General features: G+C 40.4%; 20 protein-coding genes. 18 read left to right on the top strand and 2 right to left on the bottom strand.

Annotated elements, in window-relative coordinates; translation table 11 throughout:
- The first annotated feature begins 166 nt into the window (after positions 1 to 166).
- From ACFW0C_RS04150 to ACFW0C_RS04080, 15 genes are all read left to right on the top strand, one after another.
- Positions 167 to 1,630 (top strand): sucrose-6-phosphate hydrolase, encoded by a 1,464-nt coding sequence (locus ACFW0C_RS04150; protein ID WP_378105632.1) that lies wholly within the window; start codon positions 167 to 169, stop codon positions 1,628 to 1,630.
- Positions 1,631 to 1,649: 19 nt separating this feature from the next.
- Positions 1,650 to 2,639, top strand: a complete 990-nt coding sequence (locus ACFW0C_RS04145; protein ID WP_378105630.1) for a LacI family DNA-binding transcriptional regulator — start codon at positions 1,650 to 1,652, stop codon at positions 2,637 to 2,639.
- Between the two features lie 418 nt (positions 2,640 to 3,057).
- Positions 3,058 to 4,353, top strand: a complete 1,296-nt coding sequence (locus ACFW0C_RS04140; RefSeq protein ID WP_378105628.1) for a tetratricopeptide repeat protein — start codon at positions 3,058 to 3,060, stop codon at positions 4,351 to 4,353.
- A gap of 68 nt (positions 4,354 to 4,421) precedes the next feature.
- Positions 4,422 to 5,213, top strand: coding sequence for a 4-hydroxy-tetrahydrodipicolinate reductase (gene dapB, locus ACFW0C_RS04135; protein ID WP_181463323.1), 792 nt, complete (start codon positions 4,422 to 4,424; stop codon positions 5,211 to 5,213).
- Complete coding sequence (locus ACFW0C_RS04130; protein ID WP_378105627.1) at positions 5,206 to 6,486, top strand: CCA tRNA nucleotidyltransferase; 1,281 nt, start codon at positions 5,206 to 5,208, stop codon at positions 6,484 to 6,486. The genes dapB and ACFW0C_RS04130 overlap by 8 nt, the downstream gene beginning before the upstream one ends.
- A gap of 19 nt (positions 6,487 to 6,505) precedes the next feature.
- Complete coding sequence (locus ACFW0C_RS04125) at positions 6,506 to 9,373, top strand: exonuclease domain-containing protein (RefSeq protein ID WP_378105625.1); 2,868 nt, start codon at positions 6,506 to 6,508, stop codon at positions 9,371 to 9,373.
- Positions 9,374 to 9,412: 39 nt separating this feature from the next.
- Positions 9,413 to 9,886, top strand: coding sequence for a DUF5590 domain-containing protein (locus tag ACFW0C_RS04120; protein WP_378105624.1), 474 nt, complete (start codon positions 9,413 to 9,415; stop codon positions 9,884 to 9,886).
- A gap of 13 nt (positions 9,887 to 9,899) precedes the next feature.
- The gene (locus tag ACFW0C_RS04115; protein ID WP_378105622.1) at positions 9,900 to 11,096 is read left to right on the top strand and encodes a pyridoxal phosphate-dependent aminotransferase; all 1,197 of its coding nucleotides are present in this window, start codon (positions 9,900 to 9,902) and stop codon (positions 11,094 to 11,096) included.
- 182 nt (positions 11,097 to 11,278) lie between these two features.
- Positions 11,279 to 11,926, top strand: coding sequence for a DnaD domain protein (locus ACFW0C_RS04110; RefSeq protein WP_378105620.1), 648 nt, complete (start codon positions 11,279 to 11,281; stop codon positions 11,924 to 11,926).
- 43 nt (positions 11,927 to 11,969) lie between these two features.
- The gene (gene nth, locus ACFW0C_RS04105; protein WP_378105617.1) at positions 11,970 to 12,620 is read left to right on the top strand and encodes an endonuclease III; all 651 of its coding nucleotides are present in this window, start codon (positions 11,970 to 11,972) and stop codon (positions 12,618 to 12,620) included.
- Positions 12,621 to 12,731: 111 nt separating this feature from the next.
- The gene (locus ACFW0C_RS04100; protein WP_378105616.1) at positions 12,732 to 13,193 is read left to right on the top strand and encodes a MarR family winged helix-turn-helix transcriptional regulator; all 462 of its coding nucleotides are present in this window, start codon (positions 12,732 to 12,734) and stop codon (positions 13,191 to 13,193) included.
- Between the two features lie 242 nt (positions 13,194 to 13,435).
- Entirely contained in the window at positions 13,436 to 14,905 is a 1,470-nt protein-coding gene (locus ACFW0C_RS04095; RefSeq protein ID WP_378105615.1) for a bifunctional metallophosphatase/5'-nucleotidase, read from the top strand.
- 36 nt (positions 14,906 to 14,941) lie between these two features.
- Positions 14,942 to 15,661, top strand: a complete 720-nt coding sequence (locus tag ACFW0C_RS04090; RefSeq protein WP_378105613.1) for a YutD family protein — start codon at positions 14,942 to 14,944, stop codon at positions 15,659 to 15,661.
- Positions 15,662 to 16,471, top strand: a complete 810-nt coding sequence (locus ACFW0C_RS04085; protein ID WP_378105612.1) for an HAD-IIA family hydrolase — start codon at positions 15,662 to 15,664, stop codon at positions 16,469 to 16,471.
- Positions 16,446 to 17,120 (top strand): TIGR01906 family membrane protein, encoded by a 675-nt coding sequence (locus ACFW0C_RS04080; protein ID WP_378105610.1) that lies wholly within the window; start codon positions 16,446 to 16,448, stop codon positions 17,118 to 17,120. The genes ACFW0C_RS04085 and ACFW0C_RS04080 overlap by 26 nt, the downstream gene beginning before the upstream one ends.
- A gap of 93 nt (positions 17,121 to 17,213) precedes the next feature.
- Here the strand turns inward: ACFW0C_RS04080 and ACFW0C_RS04075 are convergent, their stop codons facing one another.
- Together ACFW0C_RS04075 and ACFW0C_RS04070 are read right to left on the bottom strand one after the other, a co-directional pair.
- A complete protein-coding gene (locus ACFW0C_RS04075; RefSeq protein WP_378105608.1) occupies positions 17,214 to 18,212 on the bottom strand; it encodes an NAD(P)/FAD-dependent oxidoreductase in 999 nt (332 codons plus the stop codon).
- A 39-nt stretch (positions 18,213 to 18,251) separates the two neighbouring features.
- Positions 18,252 to 18,761, bottom strand: coding sequence for a divergent PAP2 family protein (locus tag ACFW0C_RS04070; RefSeq protein ID WP_378105607.1), 510 nt, complete (start codon positions 18,759 to 18,761; stop codon positions 18,252 to 18,254).
- A gap of 190 nt (positions 18,762 to 18,951) precedes the next feature.
- Here ACFW0C_RS04070 and ACFW0C_RS04065 point away from each other — a divergent pair, with 190 nt between their 5' ends.
- The 3 genes from ACFW0C_RS04065 to ACFW0C_RS04055 are packed head-to-tail and all read left to right on the top strand — an operon-like array spanning position 18,952 to position 21,325.
- Positions 18,952 to 19,539 (top strand): peptidylprolyl isomerase, encoded by a 588-nt coding sequence (locus ACFW0C_RS04065; protein WP_003143396.1) that lies wholly within the window; start codon positions 18,952 to 18,954, stop codon positions 19,537 to 19,539.
- Between the two features lie 27 nt (positions 19,540 to 19,566).
- Positions 19,567 to 19,953: a CvfD/Ygs/GSP13 family RNA-binding post-transcriptional regulator gene (locus ACFW0C_RS04060; RefSeq protein ID WP_378105604.1), complete on the top strand. Its 387-nt coding sequence runs from the start codon at positions 19,567 to 19,569 to the stop codon at positions 19,951 to 19,953.
- A gap of 25 nt (positions 19,954 to 19,978) precedes the next feature.
- Entirely contained in the window at positions 19,979 to 21,325 is a 1,347-nt protein-coding gene (locus tag ACFW0C_RS04055; protein ID WP_039935948.1) for a glucose-6-phosphate isomerase, read from the top strand.
- The last annotated feature ends 669 nt before the right edge of the window (positions 21,326 to 21,994 follow it).

Raw genomic sequence — 21,994 nt, 5'->3', positions numbered from 1 at the left:
TGTCAAACGTTTGACATAAAATATTTCATTTATATATAACGCCATTGAAAAATAGGGATATCTAACGTGGAAACGCTTGCTATTTTTCTGAGTTATGCTTAAAATGGTACCATCATAAACGCGAAAATGAGGATGCCGGAATCCATCATTTATTAGGAGGATACACATGTCTTTTAAATTACACAGCTTTGACCAAGCAGACCGATACCGAAACTATGCTGACTGGCCAGAGGACTATGTCACAGCACTCAATGAATTAGCGGACCAATCACCTTGGCGCAACTATTTTCACCTAGAACCCAAAACTGGACTGATCAACGACCCAAACGGTTTTTCATATATAAACGGAGAATGGCAACTTTTCTACCAATATTATCCCTTTGGCCCAATTCATGGCCTGAAATCTTGGTACCGTGTAACCTCTAAGGACTTGATCCACTGGGAGGAAAAAGGGTTAGCACTTCTGCCTGATAATTATTTAGACGCGCACGGTGCTTATTCAGGTTCAGCAATTGCTGATGGTGACAACTTAAGATTATTTTATACGGGGAATGTCCGGGACAAAAATTGGGTGCGTCATCCAAAACAAAATACCGTGACTCTTAATCCTGAAACAGGGGCACTTGGTCAAAAAGAACTGATCATTGATGAAATTGACCAGGCTACTGACCACTTCCGTGACCCCATGTACTTTACAGCACACGGTAAATCATGGTTAGTGATAGGCGGTCAAAGAAAAGCTGACGAGCGGGGGACCTTGTATTTATACCAAGCAGCCCCGTCCAATCTGAATCAGTGGACTTACCACAGTGAATTAGCAATACCTCAAGCGGATTCTGCTTACATGTTTGAATGTCCAAATATCAACCAAGTGGACGGTAAAGTCTTTGTCACTTTCTGTCCCCAAGGAATCGACCAAGACCAGTTAACCTATCAAAATATCTATCCTAATGCTTACCTAGTTGCGGACGCTTTTACTGCAGAAGGGAAGTTGGAAAACCCTGGTCAATTACACAATTTAGACTACGGTTTTGATGTCTATGCTAGTCAATTGATCAATGCACCTGACGGGCGAGTGCTAGGCGTTTCTTGGTTAGGTCTCCCGGAAATTGATTATCCAACGGACCAATACGGTTACCAAGGCGCTTTAAGTTTAATCAAAGAATTTCGTATTCAAGATGGTCATTTGTATCAGTACCCAGTTAAAGAGACCTTGGCCATAAGACAGGACCCACAATCCTTCACTGACCATATTGAAGTATCCCAAAACACCTTCGAATATGCCTTTGAAGTAGTGGCGAATAAACGAGCGACCATTGAATTATATGCAGACGCAGATAAAAACCACTGTGTTACCTTATCCATTGATACAATTGATGGTAAAATAGAACTTGATAGAAGTGATATGGGGACAGTTTTTGCTGAAGACTTTGGCACAAGTCGAACGCTTGACCTAGCTGGGCAAGAAAAAGTGACTGTGAATGTCTTTGCGGATACATCTGTTTTAGAGATTTTCGTGAACGATGGTGCTTATGTGATGTCTTCAAGAATTTTTACACTATCTAACCAACAAACACATATTTTTGCTGATGGAACTGACAACGACCTGGTATACCCAATGCAAAAATAATGAATAAGGGGGAAGAACCTTGCGGGCAAAGTTACAAGATGTAGCAACTTTAGCTGGTGTTTCAGTAACAACAGTGAGTCGCGTCATCAATCAAAAGGGTTATTTATCCCAACAAACCATTGATAAAGTTCATGCAGCCATGAAAGAATTGAATTATTATCCAAATTCATTGGCGCGGAGTTTACAAGGCAAGTCGACTAAGTTGGTGGGCTTGATTTTTCCAAATATCGACACCATTTTTTACGCAGAATTGGTCAATCACCTGGAGCAAATCCTTTTTGCCAAGGGGTATAAGACCATCATCTGTAATAGCGAGCGAGATGCTGGCAAGGAAGCTGAGTACTTGAATATGCTCCAATCCAACCAAGTGGAAGGGATTATTGCGGGTGCCCATAATTTGAATTATGCGGATTACGAGCGGGTTACTGCGCCTGTAATTTCTTTCGACCGGTATATCGGGGAGAATATTCCTATAGTGTCCTCTGACAACTATCTAGGCGGGAAGTTGGCGACAGAAACCCTGCTTAAGGGGCGACCGACCAAGCCTTGGATGATTACCGGGGCCAATGATCCCAATTCGCCGACTTATTTTCGTTACAAGGCTTTTATGGATGTGACCAAGGCTCATGGGTTGGAAGGGCAAGTGACTAAGATTCCAAAGGACTTTTCACAAATTAGAAAGCAATTGAGAATCAAGGCCTTATTACTTGAAGAGGCACCGGATGCCATTTTCTGTTCTGATGATTTAACGGCTATGTTGGTCATGAATACTGCACAGGAATTAGGGATAGCCATTCCGGACGACTTGAAATTGGTGGGCTATGACGGGACAGATTTCATTCAAACTTACGTACCGCAATTAACGACGATTGCCCAACCCATTAAAGACCTGGCCGAATTATTAGTGGATGTCCTCTTGCAGCAAATTGACCACTCACTTAAGGTCAAAAAGGACGCGGATAATCGGTATGTCCTGCCTATTAAATTAATTCCCGGTCAGACTGTCTAGTTTTTATCTTGTGACATACAGAAGGTGAAGAATTTGGCAGAAATTGTATTTAAATCCATGGGTATACCATTAGCTTAGCTATTGTCCATGGTAAGGCCCAGGTAGCCAGTCAAGATTTATTGGCTAAGCTGTTTGCGATTGCAAGGGTTGAGGCGGTTGTGATCACCAAAGTTGGACAAGTATTGTTGGTGGAAGGGATTAAAACCTTTTATACCCTGTGACCCAAGTGGCAAGTCCCTATAGTGAATAGAATAGTATTTAAGAAGAAGTCTAATTAATGAGGCTTCTTTTTTTCGAGCCCGCTTGTCAGCGTGGGGTCTGGTAACTCTTTTTCAAAAGGAGAGGAATTATAGACCTGGTGGAAGATTTTACCTAATGAATTGTGCTAAAATAGGCTAGGTATAGGGGGTTGGATCTTTTGGACCAATTAGTGAATGAATTTATTACGTATATACAGCAAAATGAGATTGAAAAGGCTAATGTGGTTTTTGAAAAAATCTTAGAACAGCTTGATAAAGAAGATGCCCAAGTCATGGCGCAAACGGGATACAGCCTGGCGCAATTAGGCTTTGTGGATTATGCCAATGAGATTTATACAGTGGGAGAAAACAGATTTCCTGAGGAAGATTCTTGGATTTTATTGAAGGGGGAATTAGCCCTGGATAATGGTCAAGTGGAAGAATCGATTGATGAGTTATTGAAAATTACGCCAGAGAGTCCCTTGTATGTGGATGCTTTGTTATTACAGGCGGATGCTTACCAAATGTACAATTTGCCGGAAGTGGCCTTGGTCAAATTGAGTGAAGCGCGGGAATTAGCGCCAAACCAACCGGTAATTTTATACGGGATTGCGGAATTACGGTTCCAACAGGGTGAATTCCAACAAGCCTTGCCATTATATGAGCGGTTATTGCAGTCTGAGGAAACGCCAGAATCTTTATTTGAGACTATTGAAGCCCATTTTGCTTATGCTAAGGCGGCAACTGGGGACTTTGAAGAAGCCATTGAATTAATTGAAGCGACACCTGAAAATGATCGGACAGATGAGCAACAAGAACAACTAGCCTTCTATTATGTGGAAACGGAAAACTTTGAAAAAGCCAATACCATTTTAGAAGCCTTGTATGAAGACGATAAATTATCGGATGGGTTACTAGCGGTTTTTGCTCAAGTAAAGAATGCCTTTCATGACCATGACGGGGCTTTGGAAATGATTGACAAGGCTATTTTGGTGAATCCATATGAAGCTCGTTTGTATTTCCAAAAGGCTGAATTTGCTCAACAAATTGGTAACCGGGAAACAGCTCGTGAGGCATTGGAATTGGCTTTAGATATCGATCCTGACTATGGCCAGGCTTTAGTATTGCTACTGCAATTATTGATTGATGACGGAGACTACGGAACAGCCAGAGCCTTGATTCAAGATATGGATGAAAAAGGGATCGAGTTCGACCGATATGTTTGGATGAAGGCCAAAGTCTTCCAAGAGCTAGAAGAATTTGACTTTGCTAACCAAGCCTACACCGATGCTTACCCGCAGTTGAAAGAAGATACGTCCTTCTTACATGACTATTTCGACTTTTTACGAGAAGCAGGGAATTGGCGCCAAATTGAAGCAATCTTTAAAAACCAAAGTGATTTAGTCCAAAGACCAGACTTCCAAGATGTTTATGAAAGTTTACAAGATTGGTTGGCCGAAAACGAAGGTTTTTAATTAAAATGCTAGGATACACACGAGTCAGATTAAATGAACCATAGAGAATGAGAATTTTAGGAGGCAGGATTATGCGCGTATTAGTAACAGGATTTTTAGGTAGAATGGGTTCCACAGCAGCCAACATGGTCATTAACCATGAAGGGTTCGAATTGGTCGCTTTAGCCAACAACGATTTAAATAAGCAAGCAGACCGGGTGGCTGAATGGTCAGACAAGGCACCAGTCTTTGAAAGTATTCAAGAAGCGATTGCAGCTGTAGATATCGATGTCGCAATCGACTTTACAATTCCGGCTGCAGCTTATGAAAACACTAAATACTATATTGAACATGATATCCACCCAGTAGTTGGGACAACTGGTTTCACTGATGAAGAAATTGAAGAATTAACGGCTTTATCTGAAGCAAAAAAACTAGGTGGTTTAATTGCACCAAATTTTGCCATTGGTTCAGTCTTGATGCAAGTCTTCTCTGCTAAAGCGGCTAAATACTTACCAGACGTTGAAATAACTGAAATTCACCATAATCAAAAATTAGATGCCCCAAGTGGTACCGCTGAAAAAACAGCTAAATTAATTTATGAAGCACGCGGTGAGCATGTTTCTGGACATCCAGATGAAACAGAATCAATGTCAGGCGCACGTGGCGCTGACTTCCACGGCATCCGCATCCATTCATTACGTTTACCAGGCTACAACTCACATCAAATCGTACAATTCGGTGGTGTGGGGGAAGCCTTAACTATCCGTCAAGATTCATTCGACCGTAACTCTTACATGCCCGGCGTAGCATTGGCAGTCGAAAAAGTGGGTCAATTAGACGGTTTAATCTATGGTTTGGAGCACTTGTTAGATGACTAATAGTCAAGAATTTACCAAAGCAGCACCGATTATTCATACCCTCAACGAGGCTGGCTACGAGGCCTACTTTGTGGGTGGGGCTGTGCGGGACTTGCTATTAGACTTGCCTATCCATGATGTAGATATCGCTACCTCTGCCTATCCAGCTGAAGTTCAAGCCCTTTTCCCACGTCATTTTGATGTGGGCTTAGATCATGGGACGATTATGGTTTGGTTTGAAGGTGAAACCTATGAAATCACTACCTTTAGAACCGAATCAACCTATCAAGATTACCGTCGCCCGGACAAGGTAACCTTTGTTCAAAACTTAGAAGAAGATCTATTACGCCGTGACTTTACCATTAATGCTTTGGCTATGAATCCTGACCACAAGATAGTGGATTATTTCCATGGGCAAAAGGATTTAGCTGACCAAGTTATCCGGGCTGTGGGTAACCCACATGACCGGTTTAATGAAGATGGTCTCCGCATGATGCGAGGCGTTCGCTTTGCTAGTCAACTTGACTTTCATATTGAGCCACAAACATTAACAGCAATCGCTGAAAACGCTAGGATTTTAGTTCATATTGCAGTTGAACGAATTGCGGTTGAAATGAACAAACTGTGGGTTGGTGTCAATTGGCACAGAGGATTAGTCTATTTTCTTGAAACAGATTTAATTCAGTATGTACCCTTTTTAGCGGATTACAAGACTGTTTTCACAGATTTACTAGATCATACGAGTGACCAAATCCAAATCCCAAACGAAAACTTTGCCTGGGCCTTATTCTTTTGGCGATCCTTTCAACTAAATGACAAGGAAGATTTGGCGGCTATTCAACAACAAGTCCGCCAATTCGCCAAGGATTGGAAATTGTCTAACCAAGCCCAAAAGGATATCCTTGCTTACTTAGATATCTTGGTATACCGGTCCCAAGCAGCTGAATGGACCCTAGTTGATTTATATGGACGTGACCGAGAGAAACTTCTCTTAGTAGAAGCCTTCATTGAAGCGCAGCAAGCGGCTGGTCAAGAAGGTTTTGTAACCATTTTTAAGAAAGCCAATGTCCAAGCAATTCATGCTTTATTCGACCAATTACCAATTCAATCCTTGCGTGATTTAGCCTTAAACGGCCAAGACATTATTCAAGAAATCAATCCAGAAAATAAACGGGCGATTGGCCGTATGCTCCAATTTTTAGAGCAGGCGGTTGTGGCCCAAGATGTGGTGAATGACCGAGCAGCTTTATTAGCTTATCTAGATACCCATCATGATCAAATAAACGAAATTTAATTGTAGGAAGGTGTTAGAAGTGACAACCACTTATGCAGTTCTGGACTTAGAAACAACAGGATCTACATATGATAATGGGGACCGCATTATTCAAATTGGGGTGGCCTTTGTTCAGAACGGGCAGGTTGTGGATCAATTTGCTACGGATATCTTTCCTAATCAAGAAATTCCACGTGAAATTACCAAGTTGACCGGTATTACCAATGAACAAGTCAAGCGGGCGCCAAAGTTTGAAGCAGTTGCAGAAATCCTTTGGCAAAAGCTTTCCAATACGGTCATTGTTGCCCATAATATAGGCTTTGATTACAAATTTTTAGACAAGAGCTTCCAAGCCCACGGCTACCCGGCTATGACCCATGACCGGGTAGATACTGTGGAAATGGTGCGGACTCTTTTCCCAACGGCAGATTCCTATAAACTAGGTGAATTCTGTCTAGCCCACGGCATCCAACTTGAGAATGCCCACACGGCCATTGATGATGCAGTGGCGACCGCCCAAATTTTGATTATGTGTCAGGAAAAAGTAGCCACCATGCCAGCCGAGTTATTCGCCCAGCTTCAGCCATTCTTACATTATTTTATTGGGCAAACCGGCGACTACATGGCTTTATGGTTTAAAGACCACAAAGGAGCCAAACGTCCTTACGAATACATCGCGCCATTTGCCTTGAATCCAAAATTAGCCAATTTTCATATTTTTCCTGCTGGCTTTGGTGCAAAAGAAGCTAGCTATTTACAAGCTGGTGATTTAAAAGTGATTGAAGCCAATCACGGGGTAAGTTTAGCGCCCCTTCAAAAGGCCATGATCAAAGATGTAGCACCATTTTTCCATGAGCAAGCGACCACTTCTTCTTCAGATACGAATAAAAGACCTAAATATGCCTTTCTAACGGCCAATGCAGGAGTAGGAAAATCCTTGGCCTACGTGGTGTCTGCCTTGACTGCTGACGATTTGGTTAGTCAACAAACTGGGGCTAGGTCTGGGGTAAATGATGATCAAACACAAGTGGTCATTTCAACCTCAACAGTGGTCTTACAGCACCAATTCTTGGATAAAACGGTCCAATTAGCGGCCAATTTATTAGGAAAACCCTTGAAAACAGTTATTTTAAAAGGGCAAAACCACTTTATCCAATTGACGAAATTGCAGAAATACACTCAACAGTTAAAGCAACATCCGGAAGCGGCCTTAAAACGAGATGTCTTAATTTCAGTGGCACTTTTTGTCTGGTTGCATGAAACTGAAACAGGTGACTTGCATGAACTGAATCCTGGCTTGAACAATGAAGTCTATTGGCAAAATGTCAACCGCCAATCAAAAGGCAGCCGAAATGATGAAATTCAAAAGTGGGCAGAATATGCTTTCTATGAGCGACATGTGACGGAAGCCAAGTCTGCAGACATCGTGATTTTAAACCACGCTTACTTTGTCTACCATTACCAAGATTTAATTAACCAAGCTATTTTGACAGAAAAAGCTAAGGTCATTATTGACGAATGCCATCAATTACCAGTAACCGTCCACCAACAACAGATTAAGACCCTCCAATCGAAAGAGGTGGAGGAAACTTTGACGGCGATGGAACGAATGGTGCACCGGTTGATGGACAAGGTAGTCACCAACAATGTGAAAATCCAGGCAGTCGACAAACTCTACCATGTAGAGCAGAATTTACAGGATGCTTGGGGCAATTTAGACCGGTTCATCGATCAAATTTCGGATAAATTCCAAACCAAATCTTACTACCAACGGCATACGGCACAAAAATCCTATTATATTGCCTATGACTATTATCTAGTGGCCGATTGGCGAGAATCAGCCCAAAAGGCGATTACAGCCATGTCTAAGATGGTGTCACCGTTGAAGGTCATTGGCAGACAGCTATATCAAATGGAGATATTGACCAAGCGGGCCTACCAGCAATTACTTGGCCAATTAAACCAATATGATTACACGATTCAAATCTGGCTAGAAACGACCGAACCTAGCAAAAATTATTACGCGGACTTACAAGTCAATTTCGGCAAACACAATGTTCAAGTGACCATTGACCGCAAATTGTACACGAGTCAGGCTCATTTAGCGGCTATATTCCAAGCGATTCCAAGCCAAATGTTATTGGTATCAGCGTCACTTGAAATCGTCCGGTCTAAAAATATGATTCAGTCATTATTTGGTATCGAGGACTTTGCATGGTTTTCTTTCATGGAAGATTCTTACACCCAGCAATTAGTCCAAGGCCGGGACCATCAAGTTCGTGGCTATTATCTGAAAGACTACCACTCTATCGACAAATACAATGAGGACCAGGCTGCTATGGTGATTGCTGATTTGGTGGAAACCCTATGGACCAATCGAAAAGCCATGCAAAAAATCCAAGTTTTCTTCCAGTCTAGGTCTTTGATGCGGGCAACGCAATTTGAAATGAAGCAGCGGATGACTCGGTCTGATTATGGCAATCTGATTGTCCAAAATAATCAACGCAATCTAGACCGGTTAGCCCGTCAGTATGAAGCCAGTTCACGAGCCATATTGTTCGCTTTGGCTAGCTTTCAAGAAGGGGTCCATCTTAATGCCAAAACGGACGCTTTTGTCCTAACCAGACTGCCGTTCTCAGCGCCAGATACGCCAGATGAATTAGCCAAGCAAGACTATCTAAAATCACTTGGCGATAACTACTTTGATGATGTGGCCTTACCGGAAATGTTAATGAATTTAACACAAATCTTTGGTCGGATGGCCGCGTCGGGTAGCCAAGATGCCATCTTTATCTCACTGGATAAGCGGCTAGAAAAGGCAGCCTATGCTGACCAAATTGCTAATGTGATGCCGGATGCTTTAAACATGCAGACGGTAAAACTTCAGGAATTGAAGCGGATAGATTAAAACTATGTTAGAATAGACCTACAAAAGGGGTAAGAGATCATGAAACGCAAATTATTTTCCATTTTGATCGCCGTAATGGTAATTTATTTGGTAGGGTCCACCTATATTTACACGAATTCGCAACAAATGGTGGCTAGAGCAGAAGCAGAAACCACGAAAGTCGCAAAGGATGTAGGCCTAACCAATATCACTGATTTTTATGTATTTAACAAAGATGAAACGTATTATGCCGTTATGGGCGAAAATAGTGAAGGGCGCCAAGTTTATTTTGCCTATCAACCCGATACTGAGTACCAGAAAATGGGCTTTGTAGATGAGATGGTAAACGAAGATAACGCCTATTCACTGACAAAATACGAAATGCCTGATGTCAATGTAAGAACAGCCAACCTCGGTATCGAAAATGATACATTCGTGTGGGAAGTTTCATTCACAGATGCAGACGGCCGTCTTGGCTACCATTACATCAATGCAACAACTGGTGAATGGTACGAAACCATCAACGACTTATAGGAGGAATGAGGCTATGGAATTAGCAAATAGAATTAAAAAAATGCAAGGGTCACAAACATCAGCTGCTGCAGCTAAGGCTCGTGCACTAAAAGCACAAGGAATTGACGTCATCTCGCTAGCGGTAGGGGAACCAGATTTTAACACCCCAAACTATATCTTAGAACAAGTAAAAGAGGATATGTTTGCTGGGCGCGGTCACCATTACACTGATTCAACAGGGATCATAGACTTGAAGCAAGCCATCATTGACTATCATAATGAATACGATAAGGTCAACTACACGTTAGACCAAGTCTTTATTGCCGACGGGGCGAAAATGGTCTTGTACTACACTTTCCAATCCCTATTAAACGAGGGGGACGAAGTCTTAATCCCAGCACCTTATTGGGTGAGCTACGTGGACCAAGTGAAGATGGCAGACGGGGTACCCGTGATTTTTGAAACATCAGCAAGTGACAACTTTAGAATTACCCCTGAATTGTTAGACCAACATGTCACTGACAAAACAAAATTACTTGTCTTAAATACACCATCTAACCCAACTGGGGCGATTATGAGTGAAGAAGACGCCCGCGCAGTAGCCCAATACTGCTTAGATCACAACATTCTAGTAGTTGCCGATGAAATCTACTACCGTTTAGTCTACAACGGTCATCAAGCACAATCGATTGCAGCTATTTCACCGGAAGTCCAAGAAAATACCATCGTGATTAATGGTTTCTCAAAAGCCTATGCGATGACAGGTTGGCGTTTAGGCTATGCCTTAGCGGACAATAAATATGTTGGCGCTTTTGCTAAATTGGCTAGTCAAATCAACTCAAACCCGGCAGGTATCAGTCAATTTGCAGCCTTAGCTGCCTTAACAGGTCCCCGTGAAGAGGCCGTTGAAGCCATGCGTAAAGAATTTGAAAACCGCCTAAATGCAGCCTACGAAGAAGTATTAACGATTCCGGGCTTTAAATTAGATTTCAAACCGCAAGGGGCATTTTACCTATTCCCAGATGCAACTGAAACTGCTAGATTATGTGGCTACGAATCCGTAACAGACTTAGCCAATGCCTTCATTGATCAAGCACATGTTGTTGGGGTGCCTGGTGTGGCCTTTGGTAAGGCAGACCATATCCGTTTTTCATATGCAACAAACGAAGAAACTTTTGCAGAAGCAATGAAACGTATCCGTGAATTTGTTCAAGGGAAAATGGCTAAATAATAGACGCAATTTTTATCTGATAAAATGTGCATTAAAAAAGTTAGGTTACTTTATAGACCTAACTTTTTTGTATTATAATAGACGCGACAGCATTCGAGCAGATGGGCTATTTTTCAAGAAATGAAAAACACGTCGGTAGATGAAATAGACAAGTAAGAAAAACGATGAAAGAAGGGTGCCGCATGCAAAGAGAATACTATACAGTCCTACGCAACCGCATTTTAGAATCCTACCACCGGTTGAATATTTCAAATGAAGAAATGATGCTTTTAATCCACTTTCTAACTTTCCAACAAGCAGGGGAAGACTTTCCAGCTATTTCCCTGATTGGTCGGCGGATGAATGTAAAAGACCAACAACTTTATGACATGATCCAGTCTTTAATTGAACGAGGCTTTCTAAGTATTCCATCTTATAAGAATGACCAAGGCAAATCGGTGGAGTATTATTCCTTGGATCCTCTCTACCAGAAAATCACCCAATTGGATGAAATAGACGAAAGTGAACGATTTAAAGAAGCCAAAGCTACCAAAGAGGGCGAAGTTTTCGACATGATTCAAGTCGAATTTGGTCGTCAATTATCGCCAATTGAGTACCAAAAGATTAGTGATTGGTTTAAGAAAGACGGTTATGACCCAGATGTTGTCAAGGAGGCCTTGAAGGAATCCGTCTTAAACAATGCCTATTCCTTGAATTATATGGACCGTATCTTATTAAACTGGTCTAAACGTAAACAGGCCCAAGCGAATGATTCAGCAGGTTTCAGTAAACAAAAAGTGCAAAACCAAGACCTCCCACCGGTACCAGTCACCAAATGGTTAAATAAATAATTCTTTAGAAAAATCATTTAATATGCAAGAGGGAGGAATAGCCGTGACCAAATTACCTTTAAAAACAAAAGCAGAAACGATCGCTATACTGGATGAGTTAGATAAACTATACCCCAACCCAAAAACCATGTTGGATTATCAAACCCCATTCCAATTAGTGATAGCGGTTCTGATGTCCGCGCAAACGACTGATGTGGCGGTCAATAAAGTGACACCCAACTTATTTGCCAAGTATCCGGACCCAGACCATATGGCTGAAGCAGACTTAGCAGAGTTAGAATCCTATATTAAAACGATTGGTCTTTACCATAACAAGGCCAAAAATATGAAGAATACAGCAATCATGATTCGTGATGAATTCAACGGACAGGTACCCAAAACTCGGGAAGAACTGATTCAATTACCGGGTGTAGGTCGGAAAACAGCCAACGTCGTGCTAAGTGAAGCCTTTGGAATCCCAACAATCGCGGTCGATACTCACGTTGAACGGGTGACCAAGCGTATGGGCATTGTCGACCCGGATGCTAGCGTTAGACAAACGGAAGAAACTTTGATGGCGAAAATCCCTAAAGAAAGATGGCGGGATGCCCATCATCAATTTATTTATTTTGGCAGAGAATACTGCACTGCCCGTAATCCTAAATGTGTATCTGACCCGAGGATTACTTTTTGTGAATGTCGAAAGCTCAAATAAATGTCGCATTTTTGAAGGACAAAAGAGCGAGTCAATTACAGAACGTCACTTGATTAATATTTTGAAGTTGGGTATATTTATGAACAATGAAATGAAAGAGAAGGTGAAAACATGCCTGCAGAACATGACGGGACGCAAACAGCTGAAAGTTTACACGCCTTACGTGTCCATTTAAAAGGGAGTCAATATATCCTTGAAGTGCTTAAAAAAGATATGCGTAAGAAAGGTTTAAGTGAAAACGAATTTACAGTCCTAGAGTTATTATATAATCGTGGTCCACAACCCATCCAGCAAATTGGTAAACGTATCCTTATTCCATCATCAAGCTTAACTTATGTGATTGATCGCTTAGAGGATAAGGATTTTGTTGAACGTACGCATAATCCTGAAGACCGTCGAGTGATCTATGCTAAAATCACAAAACTAGGCCGCGAGAAAATGGCAGAAGTTTTCCCCGGACACAGTCAATTAATCGCAGATATGTTCCAAGAATTTAGTGCTGAGGATGTAGAAACGTTTATTCATCTAACCAAAAAACTAGGCTTTACAGCCCAAAAAATGCTAGAAAAATAATAGGTGTGAAAAAAGCCGTTAAGAATCATTGTGCTGGACCAAAAGGGGAACAATTACTTGTGCGTAATTGGCGTATTGTGGGAAGCATCGGAAGCCTTTGCCTTTTTTAAACCTGATATTAGGATGGATAGGATTTAATATGGAGAAGTTTATCTATGTGATAGCTTCTCTTTTTTTCTCGTCATCGATTATTGATAAACTCGGCCGAGTTTTTCACATGTTGAAAAGTGTACGAATATGATATGATTATACAGAATGATTGGGGTGTTGATTTGAAGGAAATAATTCATTTTTATCATACAAATGACTGGCATTCTCATCTGGAGAACTGGCCGAAATTTTTACGCTATTATCAAACACAAGCAGATAAACATCGAAGCGAAGGAGAAGCCCATTATCTTTTTGATATTGGAGATGCAGTTGACCGCCAACATCCTTCTACAGAAGCTAGTCAGGGGCAAAATATGGTGACCTTGATGAATGAACTTGGGGTAGATGTTGCGACAATTGGCAACAACGAAGGGATTGGGAGTCAGCATGATATTCTAGATAACCTGTATGAACAAGCTGATTTCCCGGTTGTTTTAGGCAATATTCTTGATAAAGAAAGTGGCCACCCACCCAAATATACCCAAGACTACACCATGATTCAAACCAATCAGGGCAGTCGGTTTGCGGTATTTGGCATGACGGCCCCATTTGAAATTTCTTACGACGTAGTTGGCTGGGCCCCGATTGATCCACTCTTGAGCATCGCACGTGTATTAAAGGACATTAAGTGCAATGAATCTTTTGATGGTATTCTGTTGCTGAGTCATCTCGGTTTACCAACAGACCGCCAAGTCGCTGAGCAATTTCCAGAAATTTTGACTATTTTCGGTGCCCACACCCACCACGTTTTACCAGAAGGCGAATGGGTCGGCCATACACTATTAACTGGTGGCGGTAAGTACGGACAATTTATGGGCCATCTAACCCTTGAAATCAATAAAGATGAAGGACATTTATATACCCCTGGCAAAATGTCAACAGATGCTCAACAAGATAACGCGATTATCGATTATGCACGCTATTTCACATTGGACGAAGAATTGATTGCTTCTGACCGCATTTCTGCCTATGATGAAGACTATATCCAGGTCAACAGGTGGTTAGAAGAGGGCGAAAGCCAATTGAAAAACCAAATTGTTGGCCAATTACCCATCGCATTAGCAGCGGATGAAAATCATTTTTCCCCCCTACAATATGACACCTTATTGGCCATGAAAGCAGCCAGTGGTGCAGACATTGCTATGGTTAATTCGGGCTTATTCCTTCAAGGACTGCATGCTGGGCCAGTATCTAAATATGATTTGCATAAGGCCTTACCGCATCCGATTCGCTTGATGGTGGTCGAGTGTACTGTTTCAGAATATTTGAATCAAATATACCCGCAAATTGCAAGTCTCAGACCAGATTTGCAAGCTATGCCGATTAAAGGATCAGGATTTAGAGGGCGTATTTTTGGGCAATTAATGATCTTAGATAATGAAAACTTAGACCAACTTGCACCAGATTTACCTTTGAAAATCATTACAATCGACCACCTATTGTATTTGCCGTTTTTCACGGAACTAATCAATAAAAAACATTATTTATGGGGACAACCCTTTATACGAGAACTCATTGCGGATAAGATCCAGCAAACTAGTAGTCGCGATGAATCGCTATAGGTATTCATAGGCGCACAAGGCGTAAGGAGGTATGACATGTTAAGTCGTAAGAAACAAGAAGAATTAAAAGAACAGCGGGCAAGTTTTAATTACCCCATTGCGCAAATCAAACAAACGAGTCAAGAGACCTTAGAAATTAACGGGCAATCATTTGTGCTTGTAGATAATTACCGGGATGCATTAGATATTGAAGCGTTGGCTGACCGGTATATGGATATTTTAGATGTTTATGACTTTGTCGTGGGGGACTGGTCCTATGAACAACTACGGTTGAAAGGCTTCTTTGCTAATGATGCGAAAATCGGCTCATTAGAGCAAAAAATCAAGCATTTACCTGATTACTTACTAGAATACGGGAGTTTTGGGGCCTCTTATTTTGTGCTATTGCATGAACGGACTGGAGAAGAAATCCAAAAACGAAATGAAGCCTTTTGGACACAACAAAAAGACCAAAACCAAGAACCGTCAAGAAGTAGACAAAACAAAAACCAATCACAAAGGTCAGCGAGTCGGAAATCTTACCAAAGGAAGAAAACAGACAACCACCACCAATCATCTGAGCTAAAACAAAATAATGGGAAACAAAAACAGCGACGGTCAAACAAAAAGCATGAAAGTGCTAAAGGGCCATCTTTCTCAATCTCACAAAATAAAGAGTCAAATAAAAATACCGAAAATCAAAAGCCAGTGAAGCGAAAAGTCGTCACTAAACGCCAACATTCTTTTAGTATCAAGGAAAAGGGGGATAAAGCTTAGATGGATCTACAAGATAAAGTTTTCTTAATTGATTTAGATGGTACGATGTACCGTGGCGGACAACCGATAGCGGGTGCGAAGGACTTTATTGAACGCTTGATTGAAGATGGTATCCCATTTATGTTTGTGACCAACAACGCCATGCGTAAACACCAGGCAGCAGCTGATAATTTAAATAAAATTACGGGCTTAAATGTTGAGGCCAAACATTTCTACACCTCAGTGGATACCTTGCGCTTTATCCTTGCTGAAGATTTAACATCGGGCAAACTGACAAAAGAAACGGGCAATGCCTATGTCATCGGAATGGATTATTTAAAAGATGAAGTAGTGGACGCTGGCTTTGAATTGACTCAAAACGTCGACCAGGACCCATGCGATGTGGTGGTCGTTGGCCTTGACCAAGAAGTAAACTACCCACAATTCATTGAAGCCTCAATTGCGGTTCAAAGAGGGGCAGCTTTCTATCTCACTAACCCTGATGTACAGTTCCCTTCAAACCGAGGATTTGTGCCAGGCGCTGGTGCCATCGGTCAAGTGATCACTGCAGCCACACGGATTCACCCAACGGTTTGCGGAAAACCCAATGCCTTGATTATTGAAGGTGCCTTAGCCAAGATGGGCTATAGCAAAGACCAAGCCGTATTCCTAGGCGACAACTTAATGACAGATATATCAGCAGCAGTAAATGCTGGTATTGATTCGATATTTATTGAAACAGGGGTACATAAAAGAAATGATCTAGAAGAATTTGGCGTGACGCCAACATTGGTGGTGGAAGATTATGAAGCACTCTTATCGGCCTGGTAGTCGACTGCTAAATGAAACACGTTTATGGATAGGGATTCTTGCCCTATTGATATTCTTTATTACACTAGCGATTACAGTCACAATCGCAAACGTCCCCTTATTTATGGGGTCTCTATGGTTTTCAAAGTCTTTTGAAGCCGTCAATTTATTCTTTTGGACAGTTGTTGAAAACTACTTACAGTTGCTAGCCTATTTGAATTTTCCTTGGATAGATACCTTAGCCATGTCAGACTTTCCCACCTCTGCCTCAGCAGCCTTTCATTTTATGGAAGTGAAGCACTTATTTTATTTAAATTATGGTGTGATGTCGATTGCCGCCCTAATCGGCTTCTATCTTTTATATCAATTGAAAATTACACATAATTTGTGGCGCTTATATTGGCCCTTCAAGCAACTCAGATGGCTTCCAATCATTGTAATCATCCTACTCGTTTTTAATTTCAATACTATTTTTATCGCGTTTCATGAAATAGCCTTTAATAATGATGCTTGGTTATTTAATCCAGCCACAGATCCTATTATTCTCGTGCTCCATGAATCCTTCTTCTTATTATGCTTTGTATCTGTCTTTTTGATCTTGCAACTCGCTATTGAATTGGTTTATCGTATTGGGAAAAAGGACTTCAACCGTCAAATTTTAGGTATATAAAAACCAACCAAAAAGTGTCTGTAATAAGCACTTTTTGGTTGGTTTTTTGGTTTACTTTATTGATTTATTTTAAAACTGCAAGTCATACCAACATTAGTCAGTAAACATAGATGTTGAATGTAGGGGGGCAACCCGGCGGTCGGGGAATAAGTAATGTGCCGCTTGATTAATAACATGTGGCGCTTCGCCAAAACCAGTTGCAATCAATTTTGCTTTATGCGGGTAATTGGCTATATCACCAACTGCATAGATACCGGGAATATTGGTTTGCAGATTATGGTCTACTTGTATAGATTCATTCTCAATTTCAAGACCCCAATTTCTGATTTCATCGATTGAAGATACAAATCCATAAGTCATAAAGATATGCTCAACATTTAGTATACGCTTTTCTTGACTACGAGCCTTGTTAACTTCTAATCCAGTCAAGAAACCGTCTTCACCAAGAAGGGTTTGTGGCACATAAGGGGTAACGAATTCAATGTTGGCTGTTTGTTTCGCTAAGGTGACTGAATATTCATGAGCACGAAAACGGTCGCGACGATGAACCAAGTAGACTTTTTTAGCATAGTTAGCTAAAGCCAAACTGGCATCAAATGCTGAGTCACCACCACCAAGGACCGCAACTTCTTTACCTGTGTATTTAGCAAAGTCTGATACATGGTATGAAATATGCCGGCCTTCATAGTCAGGAAGACCATCAATGGCTATTTTTCGAGGTTTAAAGGAACCATTACCGGCGGCAATAATGACTGCGCCCGCTATATAGATCGACTTGCTGGTTTGAATCGTAAAGTCTTGGTCATTTTTTTGAATATTTAGGACTTTTTCGTTTAGATGAATATCTGTGGTAGCAGAAAATCGGTCTAATTGTGCTTGTAGAACTTGGCTTAACTCGAGACCGGTTATTTTAGGGTATGCTGGAATATCGAATATGTTTTTTTCAGGATATAAGGCTTTTGGTTGGCCACCGATTTCAGGTAATGAGTCTACTAAGCGGACACTTAGGTTCCGCATACCTGCGTAAAAGGCGGCAAACATACCTACTGGACCAGCCCCGACAATGAGGAGGTCCGTTCTATTATTTGTCATTGTGATCACTTTCTAATTAGATTTTATGATGTTGGCGGATTATAATGGGAGGTTTAATAGGCTGTAGATAAAGCGGACACCTAACGTAACAAGTACACCAGTGGTCATACCACCAATAACCTCTGAAGGTTTGTGGCCTAGATAATCATTAATGACCATACGGTCCTCATCAAGTGTATTTAATTTAGCTAATAGATCTGAATCGTCAGTTTCTCTAGCCTTTTCTTTTAAAATCTTCATAAGGTTATAGATTAAAACCCCTTGCTCCCCATCCTGGCGACGAACCCCCATGGCATCAAACATGACAATCATACCAAAACAAACGGCGATGGCTACAATAGGAGAAAAGAATCCATATTGAAGAATCAAAGCAGTGATTAGCGAAGTAACGGCAGCCGAGTGGGAACTAGGCATACCACCTGTAGCATGAATGATGGAAAAATTAGCATTTGGTTTCTTAAAGAAAACAGCAATAGGATATTTAACCAACTGTGCAATCATGATTGCTGCAAAGGTAACGACTAAAGGAAAATTAGTTGTTGTATTCATGTTTTCCTCCTTGAATTTATTTAATTCAATAATAGCATGAAAAAGATTCAATCGGAAAATGTTTCGATGTAAAAAGAGAAAATAAGAAAACTTTATCAACTAGGAGGAATAAAAATTATTCAATCATTAAATGGAGAATTTTCGCTCAGTATTTGTTACAATAAGTATAGAAATAAATAGGAGGCAGAAAATGACTTATCCACAATTAGATATTAAAGATACGCAATTGAAAGCGACGATTGAAACAAATAAAGGCACTTTCCAAGTTGCACTATTTCCAGAATTAGCGCCAAAAACAGTAGAAAACTTTGTAACCCTAGGTAAACAAGGTTACTACGACGGTGTTATTTTCCACCGTGTAATTCCTAACTTTATGATTCAAGGGGGCGACCCGTCTGGAACTGGTATGGGTGGGACTTCAATTTATGGGGACAAATTCGAAGATGAATTCAATCTTGAATTGTTCAACATTAACGGAGCCTTATCAATGGCGAATGCAGGACCTAATACGAATGGTTCACAATTCTTCGTTGTAACAGCTAAAGAAGTACCTGCACAAATGTTAGGACAACTTAAAGCTGGTGGTTGGCCAGAAGAGATTATAGAAGCCTACAGCGAAAACGGTGGAACACCATGGTTAGATCAAAAACATACGGTATTTGGTCAAGTTGTTTCTGGTATGGATGTTGTTTATAATATTGAAGACCAACCTCGTAATGCATCAGACAAACCTTTAGAAGAAGTTGTTATTACTAGTGTCACTTTTGAAAACGAATAAGCTACACACTAGAAAGGATGCAACTTCATGACAACTAAAGAATTTCCATACCACATTGGTGATGTAGTTGAAGGTGAAGTAACAGGTTTACAACCATATGGTGTCTTTGTTCAATTAGACGAAGACCATCAAGGTTTAATCCACATATCCGAAATCAATCATGGCTATGTGAGCAACGTGGATGATAAATTTACTATCGGTCAAAAACTGAAGGTAAAGATTATCGATATCGATGAGTTTACAGGCAAAATGAGTTTGTCAATTCGAGCATTAAAAAAACTTGCAACCTCTAATAAACCTGCTAAGAATGCTTGGCCTAAAAAACGTCATGCACCAAAAATTGGCTTTGTCTCCATAGAAGAACAATTGCCGGGATGGGTTGAGGAAGCGCTACAAAAGATGGCTACAAAATAATATTTTATAAATGAGGAGTATTAAAATGGGACATATCAAATTTGATTATAGTAATACTGACCAATTTATTGCAGAACACGAATTAACACAAATGCAACCGTTAGTTACGGCAGCAGATACAATCTTACGTGAAGGTACTGGTGCAGGTAGCGATTATATCGGTTGGGTTGATTTACCAAAAGCATATGATAAAGAAGAGTATGCACGCATTAAAAAAGCAGCAGCTAAGATTCAATCTGATTCAGATGTATTAGTTGTATTAGGTATCGGTGGTTCTTACTTAGGTGCTAAATCAGCAATCGACTTTTTATCTCATTCATTTTCAAACTTACAATCTAAAGAAGAACGTAAAACACCACAAGTCTTCTTTGCAGGTAACAGCTTAAGCTCAACTTACATTGCAGAATTAATCGAAACAATTGGGGATAGAGACTTCTCCGTAAACGTTATTTCTAAATCAGGTACGACTACTGAAACAGCTGTAGCTTTCCGTATCTTCAAAAAATTATTAGAAGAAAAATATGGTGAAGCAGCTAAAGAACGTATTTACGCGACTACAGATAAAGCAAATGGCGCATTAAAATCTGAAGCTGATGCTGAAGGATACGAGTCATTCGTTATTCCGGATGCAGTTGGTGGGCGTTTCACTGTATTAACACCGGTTGGTTTATTGCCAATTGCTGTTTCAGGTGCAGATATCGATGCTTTAATGCAAGGTGCGGCTGACGCGATGGAAGCATACAGTGATGCTGATTTAAGTAAAAACGAAGCTTACCAATATGCTGCATTACGTAATGTCCTATACCGTAAAGGTAAAGTAACTGAGTTATTAATTAACTATGAACCAAAATTACAATACTTCTCAGAATGGTGGAAGCAATTATTCGGAGAATCAGAAGGTAAAGACGGAAAAGGGATTTACCCATCAAGTGCAAACTTCACTACGGACTTACACTCTCTAGGACAATATATCCAAGAAGGTCAACGTAACTTATTCGAAACTGTTGTGAAAGTAGACAAACCAAGCAAATCAATTTCAATTCCTGCTTTTGATGAAGACTTAGACGGTTTAGGTTACTTAGAAGGTAAAGATGTTGACTTCGTAAACACTAAAGCCTTCCAAGGTACTGTTTTAGCGCATACAGACGGTGATGTACCTAACTTCGTGTTAACAATCCCAGAAATGGACGCTTACTCATTAGGTTACATGATCTATTTCTTTGAAATTGCTGTTGCGATTTCTGGATACTTAAATGGCGTAAATCCGTTCAACCAACCAGGGGTAGAAGCATATAAGAAAAATATGTTTGCCTTATTAGGTAAACCAGGGTTCGAAGATTTAGCAACAGAATTGAACGAACGATTGAAATAAGTGTTTTAAAATCACGATTAAAAAGATGTCGAACAGAGATGTTCGACATCTTTTTGTATTTTTGATAAAAAAAGACAAAAAAACTATTGACGAAAAACTGCTTTGTTGATATTATAAATCTTGTCGATTCGGACCAAAACCAATCGAAAAAAAACAGTAAAAAAATGATTGACAAGTTCTGGAAGAACATGCTATCATAACAGAGTTGTTTGTTTCGATTTTAAAAAAACAAACTTCAAAAAAACTGTTGACAATCATCCGGTTGAAATGGTAAGATTATTGAGCTTTATAGTTTACAAATCACACAAAAATGATTTAAAAATAAATCAAAAAAAGTGTTGACAAGAAAACATAGAATAAGGTAAGATAATCAAGTCGCTTCAAGTAGTTGAGCGGTAAACAAAAACTTTTAAAACTTTTTGTTGACAAAGCTTGAATGAAGATGATATGATATATGAGTTGCTAATAAAGCAACGAGATAGACCTTTGAAAACTGAACAAAGAAGACAAACCAAAAATTGTGTATGGAATCATTTGATTCCAACAATTAAAAGTAGTGAGAACTACTATAAATAAGTCAGCAAACTTTAATGAGCAATCAAGCTCATGAAAATCTTTCATGAGAGTTTGATCCTGGCTCAGGACGAACGCTGGCGGCATGCCTAATAC

The sequence above is a fragment of the Aerococcus sp. NPDC058936 genome, from assembly GCF_042741995.1.
Taxonomy (GTDB): domain Bacteria; phylum Bacillota; class Bacilli; order Lactobacillales; family Aerococcaceae; genus Aerococcus.
This window is presented reverse-complemented; position numbering and strand designations above follow the sequence as displayed.

Bases quoted from the DNA above. Each gene is read 5' to 3' on its own strand.
- ACFW0C_RS04095 (WP_378105615.1), top strand. From the start codon at position 13,436: ATGATTATACAGAATGATTGGGGTGTTGATTTGAAGGAAATAATTCAT.
- ACFW0C_RS04055 (WP_039935948.1), top strand. From the start codon at position 19,979: ATGGGACATATCAAATTTGATTATAGTAATACTGACCAATTTATTGCA.
- ACFW0C_RS04065 (WP_003143396.1), top strand. From the start codon at position 18,952: ATGACTTATCCACAATTAGATATTAAAGATACGCAATTGAAAGCGACG.
- ACFW0C_RS04100 (WP_378105616.1), top strand. From the start codon at position 12,732: ATGCCTGCAGAACATGACGGGACGCAAACAGCTGAAAGTTTACACGCC.
- ACFW0C_RS04120 (WP_378105624.1), top strand. From the start codon at position 9,413: ATGAAACGCAAATTATTTTCCATTTTGATCGCCGTAATGGTAATTTAT.
- ACFW0C_RS04080 (WP_378105610.1), top strand. From the start codon at position 16,446: ATGAAGCACTCTTATCGGCCTGGTAGTCGACTGCTAAATGAAACACGT.
- ACFW0C_RS04060 (WP_378105604.1), top strand. From the start codon at position 19,567: ATGACAACTAAAGAATTTCCATACCACATTGGTGATGTAGTTGAAGGT.
- ACFW0C_RS04090 (WP_378105613.1), top strand. From the start codon at position 14,942: ATGTTAAGTCGTAAGAAACAAGAAGAATTAAAAGAACAGCGGGCAAGT.
- ACFW0C_RS04110 (WP_378105620.1), top strand. From the start codon at position 11,279: ATGCAAAGAGAATACTATACAGTCCTACGCAACCGCATTTTAGAATCC.
- ACFW0C_RS04150 (WP_378105632.1), top strand. From the start codon at position 167: ATGTCTTTTAAATTACACAGCTTTGACCAAGCAGACCGATACCGAAAC.
- ACFW0C_RS04130 (WP_378105627.1), top strand. From the start codon at position 5,206: ATGACTAATAGTCAAGAATTTACCAAAGCAGCACCGATTATTCATACC.
- ACFW0C_RS04075 (WP_378105608.1), bottom strand. From the start codon at position 18,212: ATGACAAATAATAGAACGGACCTCCTCATTGTCGGGGCTGGTCCAGTA.
- ACFW0C_RS04070 (WP_378105607.1), bottom strand. From the start codon at position 18,761: ATGAATACAACAACTAATTTTCCTTTAGTCGTTACCTTTGCAGCAATC.
- ACFW0C_RS04085 (WP_378105612.1), top strand. From the start codon at position 15,662: ATGGATCTACAAGATAAAGTTTTCTTAATTGATTTAGATGGTACGATG.
- ACFW0C_RS04115 (WP_378105622.1), top strand. From the start codon at position 9,900: ATGGAATTAGCAAATAGAATTAAAAAAATGCAAGGGTCACAAACATCA.